At 71.6% G+C, this 5,382-nt stretch carries 5 protein-coding genes and 1 pseudogene; 2 read left to right on the top strand and 4 right to left on the bottom strand.

Going from position 1 to position 5,382, the window contains the following annotated elements:
- Window positions 1-62: 62 nt before the first annotated feature.
- The 4 genes from DEIPI_RS0101880 to prfB all read right to left on the bottom strand — a co-directional run bounded on the left by DEIPI_RS0101880 (window position 63) and on the right by prfB (window position 3,972).
- Entirely contained in the window at window positions 63-776 is a 714-nt protein-coding gene (locus DEIPI_RS0101880; protein WP_027480668.1) for a zinc ribbon domain-containing protein, read from the bottom strand.
- Between the two features lie 48 nt (window positions 777-824).
- Window positions 825-2,057 (bottom strand): MFS transporter, encoded by a 1,233-nt coding sequence (locus tag DEIPI_RS27730; RefSeq protein ID WP_045233441.1) that lies wholly within the window; start codon window positions 2,055-2,057, stop codon window positions 825-827.
- 50 nt (window positions 2,058-2,107) lie between these two features.
- Window positions 2,108-2,770, bottom strand: a complete 663-nt coding sequence (nth, locus tag DEIPI_RS0101890; RefSeq protein WP_027480669.1) for an endonuclease III — start codon at window positions 2,768-2,770, stop codon at window positions 2,108-2,110.
- Window positions 2,771-2,876: 106 nt separating this feature from the next.
- A protein-coding gene (prfB, locus tag DEIPI_RS0101895) for a peptide chain release factor 2 (protein WP_157463401.1) occupies window positions 2,877-3,972 on the bottom strand; the annotation gives its coding sequence in 2 pieces (ribosomal slippage) (window positions 2,877-3,926 and window positions 3,928-3,972; 1,095 coding nt in all).
- 182 nt (window positions 3,973-4,154) lie between these two features.
- On the opposite strand from prfB, the gene DEIPI_RS0101900 reads away from it, so the two are divergent.
- On the top strand, window positions 4,155-4,982 hold the full coding sequence (locus tag DEIPI_RS0101900; RefSeq protein ID WP_027480671.1) for a DUF1206 domain-containing protein: 828 nt from the start codon (window positions 4,155-4,157) through the stop codon (window positions 4,980-4,982).
- A gap of 140 nt (window positions 4,983-5,122) precedes the next feature.
- Window positions 5,123-5,382, top strand: a pseudogene (locus DEIPI_RS38725) (hypothetical protein); the annotation flags it as partial.

A 5,382-nucleotide genomic window follows, 5' to 3' on the forward strand; every position in this document is an offset into this window, starting at 1 on the left:
CGCGGCGGGCGGGCCACGCGCCCGCCCACGCCCGCCAGTGGTCCGACGTCACGCGCGGCGCGTCAGAGCTTCACGAGGAAACGGCCGCACGACGGGCACTTCACGGCGGGCAGACGACCCGTCGCGACGCGCTGCTGCACCGTCACCGGAAGCTGCATGTTGCAGCCCGTGCAGCGCCCCGCCTCCACCGGCACGATCCCCAGCCCCTTCTTCGAGCGGCGGATCAGCTCGTACTCCTTCACGAGACGCGAGTCCAGCGCGGAGACCATCTCCTCACGCTCGCGGCGCGCGCCCTCGCCCTGCGCGCGCAGACCCTCCACGCGCGCCTCGTCCTGCTGCTCCAGATCCGCGATGCGCGGACGCAGCGTCCCGTGCTGGCCGCGCAGCGCCCCACGGCGCCCCTCCAGCGTGGTGCGGCGCTCGTACAGCGGCGCGAGGCCCTCGTCCGTCTCCGTGACGCGGTCCTCCAGCTGCTGGATGCGGTTCTGGTACTGCGTCTGCGCCTTCGGGTCGAAGGCGTTCTTCTCCTGCTCGGACCGGGCCCGCGCGATCTGGTCGCGGGTGCTCGCGAGGTCCGACTCCAGCTGACGGATGCTGCGCTCGACGCCCTCGAGCTCGATCTCGGCGTCCTCCAGGTCGTTGTTGACGCGCTCCTGCTCCTCGCGCGCCTCACGCAGCCCGTCGGGCACGCGGAGCTCCTCGTCGTGCAGTCTGTCCAGCTCAAGGTCGAATTGCTGCACGCGGTACAGGCGTTCCAGGGGGCCGCTCTCGTTCATCCGGTCCAGTCTAATGGGTTTTTCGGGGGCCGGGCCTTGACCGCTCACTCATGCCCTCCCGCCGGGCCCGCTCAGGACGCGCTCCGCACGGCCTCGCCGGCGGAACAGCAGCAGCCAGATCGCCACGACCGACAGCGAGTACATCACCAGCGTCACCGTGAACAGCGCGTCGAAGGCCACGCGGAAGGGCAGCGCGTCCCGCACGAGCCCGCTCGCGAGGCTCGCCGCGGCCCACCCGAGGTCCCACGCGATGGTGTTCACCGCGCTGTACATCGGGCGGTCCTCCTCGGGCAGACTGTCCATCGCGTACGCGCTGTACACGGGCCCGGCCGCGTTCATCAGCGCGCCCCGCGTGAACATCGCGACGGCCACGAGCGTCAGCGACGGCGCGAAGCCCAGCAGGGCCAGGAACGGCAGCGACGACCCCTGCACGATCAGGATCGCCCGGACCCGCCCGAAACGCCGCACCAGCCACGGCTGCACCAGCACCGTCACGGCGGTCGCGAGGCTCGTCCACGCGAACAGCGAGCCCAGGCTCGCGTACGACACGTGGAACTTCCCCTCGATGAAGACGTTCAGGAAGGGAATCGTCGCGCCCGCCCCGAGCCCCACGAGCACGTTCGGGAACACCAGGCGCGCCATCATGCCCTTCGCGCGCACCGCCAGCGGGTGCCCCGGCGGTCTCGGCTTCCCGCTGGGGCGAAGCAGGCTCATGGGGATCAGGCCGAGCAGCTGGAACACCGCGCCCGCCAGCAGCGCCGAGCGCACCGCCGTCAGCGAGTCCGCCTCCACGCCCGCCCACGCGCCGTACCATCCGGGGACGCGTCCGCCCACGAGGTTCCCCACGAAGCCCGCGCCCGTCATGAGCGCCATCTGCAGCGAGAAGAGCGGCACGCGCTGCTCCTCAGTGGAGTGGTTCGTCATGAAGGCCGCGCCCGCCACCATCATGAACGCGGAGCCCACACCCTGCACGAGCGTGCCCGCCACCGTCTGCCACGAGGACGCGGACGTCGCGAGCAGCACGAACCCCAGCGCGGACAGGGCCGCGCCCGTCTGCAGGGTGCGGGCGTTGCTGACCCGCCGCGCGAAGGCCACGGCGGGCAGGCTCGCGAGCGCCAGCGACAGCGCCGGCAGCGCGTTCACGAATCCCTGCCAGCCCGGCGAGAGGCCCTGCGCGCGCAGGAAGAAGTTCAGGAACAGCATCAGCTGCGCCTGCGCCAGCCCGAACGAGAAGCTCCCCGCGAGGTACAGCCGCGCCTGCGGACTGAACGACCAGGACATGCGCCCCCCGCGCGAACCCTTCCGGGGCGCGCGGGATGGTTTCTCGCCGCTCACGCCACGCCGATCTTCGGGCAGAGCGGTTCGAGCGCGCACTCGGAGCACCTCGGGCCGCGCGCCACGCACACCCGGCGGCCGTGCAGGATCAGCGCGTGGTGCAGGAAGATCCAGCGCTCCTCGGGGAAGAGCGCCGTCAGGTCGAGCTCCACCCTGTCGGGGTCCGTCTGCTTCGAGAAGCCCAGCCGCCGCGCGAGCCGCCCGACGTGCGTGTCCACCGCGATGGCGGGCCGTCCGAACGCGTTGGAGAGCACCACGTTCGCGGTCTTGCGGCCCGCGCCGGGCAGCGCCACCACCGCGTCGAAGTCGTTCGGGACCTCGCCGCCGTGCCGCTCCACGAGAAGCTGCGCGAGCCGCACGAGGTTGCGGGCCTTGTTGCGGTAGAGCCCGATGGTCCGCACGAAGGGCTCCACCTCCTCGGGCGTGGCGAGCGCGAGCGCGTGCGCGTCCGGGTAGCGCGCGAACAGCGCGGGCGTCGCGGCGTTCACGCTGCGGTCCGTCGCCTGCGCCGACAGCACCGTCGCGACGAGCAGCTCGAACGGCGACGAGAAGACCAGTTCCGTGCGCGCGTCCGGGTACAGCCCGTCGAGTAGCATCAGGACCGCCGCCGCCCGTTTCCTCGGGGACGAGCGGCGGGTGGTGGGGGAGGAGGCCGTCATAGGGGAGAGGATAACGCCCGTTAGGGCGCGGTGGATGGCAGGACGCGCGCGTCCCTTCATGCAGAAGGCCGACGGTCGGGTGACCGTCGGCCCACGCGTGGCGACGTTACTCGTCGTCCGTCGCGGTCTCCGCGACGCGCTTGCCCGCCAGCCACTCCAGGCCCGCCCACATGAACTCCTCGAGGTCCCCGTCGAGGATGTTGGCGGAGTCGTGACGCATCACGCCCGTGCGGTGGTCCTTGACGTACTGCTTGTCGAGGACGTACGAGCGGATCTGGCTGCCCCACTCGATCTTCTTCTGCTCCCCGCGCGCCTTCATGTCCTCTTCCTCGCGCTTGCGCACCTCGATGTCGTAGAGGCGCTGCTTGAGGATCTGGAAGGCCATCTCGCGGTTCTTGATCTGCGAGCGCGTCACCTGGATCGCGACGATCAGACCCGTCGGCAGGTGCGTCACGCGCACCGCCGAGTCCGTCGTGTTGACGCCCTGCCCGCCCGCGCCCTGCGAGCGGTACACGTCCACGCGCACCTCCGAGTCGGGGACCTGGATGTCGATCTCCTGCTCGGGGACCTCCGGCACCACGTCCACGCTGCAGAAGCTCGTGTGGCGGCGGTTGTTGCTGTCGAACGGCGAGACGCGCACGAGGCGGTGCACCCCGTGCTCGGGCGCCATCATGCCGAAGGCGCGCTCGCCCCGGATGATGAACTCCGCGCTCGTGATGCCCGCCTGATCGCCCGCCTGCTCGTCGAGGAGCTCCACCTTGAAGCCGTGGCGTTCGGCCCAGCGCATGTACATGCGCGCCACCATGCCCGCCCAGTCCATGGACTCCGTGCCGCCCGCGCCGCTCTTGACGCGCACGATCGCGGGAGCCTCCGCGTGCTTCATCGTGAAGAGCGTCTCGCGGTAGAGGTCGTCGACGCGCGCGCGGATGCCCGTCTGCTCCTCGTCGAGGAGTTCCTTCTCGTCGGGCGAGGCGATCTCGTACATCTCCGCGAGGCCCCGCGCGTCGTTCTGGAGGCCCTCGTAGGTTTCCACGACGCGGCGCAGCGAGTTCGCCTCCTGCGTGACCTTGCGCGCCCGGTTCTGGTCGTTCCAGAGGTCGGGCTCCTGAAGTTGATGGTCGAGTTCGTTCAGTCGGCGCGTTTTTCCGGGAACGTCAAAGATACTCCCGGAGGGCGGCCAGCTTCTCAAGCAGTTCCTGCATAATCCCTCCGCGCTCTATTGGCGCCCCCGCCCGCCCGCCCGTCACGCTCGGGGCGGACGCGGGGGCGCCGCGCTGAGGGCGAGTATAGCGCCCCCGCGCCGCGCCTGAAGACGCGTTGAACGGACGCCCAACAGGACGGTGCCCGCGCGTCCCACACTGAGGGCGTGAGAAGCACGAGAGACGTGAAGAGACAGGCTCGCGAGGTCGCGCGGGACGTCGCCCCCTGGATCGTTCGGCTCGCCCGGCTCGGGTACGCCTCCAAGGGCGTGGTGTACGCCACGCTCGGCGTGCTCGCCGCGCGCGCCGCGCTCGGCACGGGCGGACAGACGACCGACACGCGCGGCGCGATCGAGCGTCTCGGGGACCAGCCCTTCGGTCAGGGCATGCTCGTCGTGCTCGCCCTCGGCCTCGTCGGGTACGCGCTGTGGCAGTTCGTCCGCGCCCTCCTCGACCCCGAGGGGCAGGGCCACAAACCCAAGGGTGTCGTCAAGCGCGTCGGGTACGGCGCGAGCGCCGTCGCCTACACCACGCTCGCCGTGTTCGCCCTGACGGTCGCGAGCCGCGGGGAAGGCCTGGGCGGCGGCGGCAACAGCGAGGACGACTGGACCGCGCGCCTCATGAGCCAGCCCCTCGGCGACTGGCTCGTCGGGCTCGTCGGGTTGGGCGTCCTCGCCGTCGCCGCGAATCAGCTGTGGGTGGCCTTCAGGAAGCTCTTCCTCAAGCGGCTCGACCTCGGCACCCTCGACCCGCGCGCGCAGGAGAGCGTCACCCGCGTCGGGCAGGCGGGCATCGCGGCGCGCGGCGTGGTCCTCGCGATCATCGGCGGCTTCCTGCTGCAGGCCGCGTGGACGCACGACCCCACCCGCGCCGGGGGCATCCCGGAAGCGCTGCGCGCCACCGAACGCACGCCACTCGGGCCCTTCCTGCTCGCCATCGTCGCGCTCGGCGTCGTCGCGTACGGCGTGTACGCCGTCGTGCAGGCCCGCTACCGCCGCATCCGCCTCGACTGACCCTCGGCTCACCGTCGTCTGAAGGCCGCCGGGAGGCGGCCTTCATGCTTCCGGACGGGCCCCTTCAAGGGGCCGCACTACCCTGGAGGTATGAGTTCCGCTTTCCACCCGGGTCCCTTCCGCCTTCCCGGAGGGTGCCCGTGACGACGCAGGAGAAGCCGGCAGGAGAGCGCGGCATTCCCGCCTCCAGCGCCGCGACGGGCGTCATCGTCGTGCTGGGCGTCCAGGACGCGCTCGCGGGCGTCCTCACCGTGCCCGGCGGCGTGCCCACCGATCAGCTGCACCTCACCCTCGCGAACCTCGGCACGAGCGACACGATCGGCGAGGCCCGGCTCGACACGGTCCGCGCGATCCTCGCGCGGCTCGCCCACCGCACGCCCGCGCTGGAGGCCAGCGTGAG

Source organism: Deinococcus pimensis DSM 21231, assembly GCF_000519345.1.
Classification (GTDB): Bacteria; Deinococcota; Deinococci; order Deinococcales; family Deinococcaceae; genus Deinococcus_A; species Deinococcus_A pimensis.

Excerpts from the sequence above, each read along its gene's own strand:
- DEIPI_RS0101880 (WP_027480668.1), bottom strand. The coding sequence starts at position 776 with ATGAACGAGAGCGGCCCCCTGGAACGCCTGTACCGCGTGCAGCAATTC.
- DEIPI_RS27730 (WP_045233441.1), bottom strand. The coding sequence starts at position 2,057 with ATGTCCTGGTCGTTCAGTCCGCAGGCGCGGCTGTACCTCGCGGGGAGC.
- nth (WP_027480669.1), bottom strand. The coding sequence starts at position 2,770 with ATGACGGCCTCCTCCCCCACCACCCGCCGCTCGTCCCCGAGGAAACGG.